Consider the following 1,012-nt stretch of genomic DNA (forward strand, 5'->3'; position numbering starts at 1 on the left):
GGAGGCCGGGCGTGAGGCCGTCGAGGCGGACCGCCGCGCCCGGCGCGACTGGATGGCGGGCGCCATCGCGGTCACCCTCGACGCGGACGAGCGCCGGCAGCTGGAGGCGCTGCCCGGACTGCTGGACAAGCTGGCGGCGTACGACGACGGGCAGGGGTAGACCAGGGCCCCTGGCCCCCGCCCGCCCCCGGATCGCCTTATACAGCCAAGTTGTACACTCGGGTTGTACAGTTCGCCGCCGTCCGTGAGGAGCCACCATGAAGTTGACCAAGTACGCCCATGCCTGTGTCGCGCTGGAGAAGGACGGCGTGACCCTCGTGCTCGATCCGGGGAAGTACACCCCTGAGGCCGGGGAAGCGGTGGCGGGCGCGGCGGCGGTGCTCGTGACGCACGAACACGCCGACCACTTCGACGCCGAGCTGATCTCCGCGGCGCTGGACGCGCGGCCCGACCTGGTGGTCTTCGGCCCGGCGGTCGTGACGGAACAGCTCGGGGAGCACGCCGGCCGGGTGACGGCCGTGACCGCCGGGGACACGTTCACCGTCGGCGGCTTCTCCGTCGCGGTCGACGGGGAGCGGCACGCTCCCATCCACCCGGACATCCCGGTCGCGGACAACGTCGGCTACCTGGTCGACGGCACCGTCTTCCACCCCGGCGACTCGTACCACGTACCGAACGCGCTGGTCGGGACGCTGCTGCTGCCGACGAGCGGACCGTGGACCAAGCTGAGCGAGGCCGCGGACTACGTACGGGCCGTCAAGCCGCAGCGTGTGGTCCAGATCCACGAACTGCTGCTCAGTGAGCTGGGGCAGAAGTCCACCGCGGCGATTCTGGGTGAGGGCGGCCTGACGGGAACGGCGCTGACGATCCTCGCCCCGGGTGAGTCGCTGACGGTGTGACCGTACGGTGCGACCGTAACGCTGACGGCTCCTTCCCGGCGCTTCCCGCCGCTCCGGTGTGTCCGGCGGAGGGGGTGCCCGAGCGCCCGTCAGAGCGCGCCGGGCGCGCCCCG

Annotated in this window: 1 protein-coding gene; it reads left to right on the forward strand. The window is 72.1% G+C overall.

Annotated features, from left to right (window positions below; translation table 11 throughout):
* Positions 1–257 precede the first annotated feature (257 nt).
* Positions 258–899, forward strand: a complete 642-nt coding sequence (locus GT042_RS14060; protein ID WP_161309042.1) for an MBL fold metallo-hydrolase — start codon at positions 258–260, stop codon at positions 897–899.
* Positions 900–1,012 lie beyond the last annotated feature (113 nt).

Source organism: Streptomyces sp. SID3212 (assembly GCF_009865405.1).
Classification (GTDB): Bacteria; Actinomycetota; Actinomycetes; order Streptomycetales; family Streptomycetaceae; genus Streptomyces.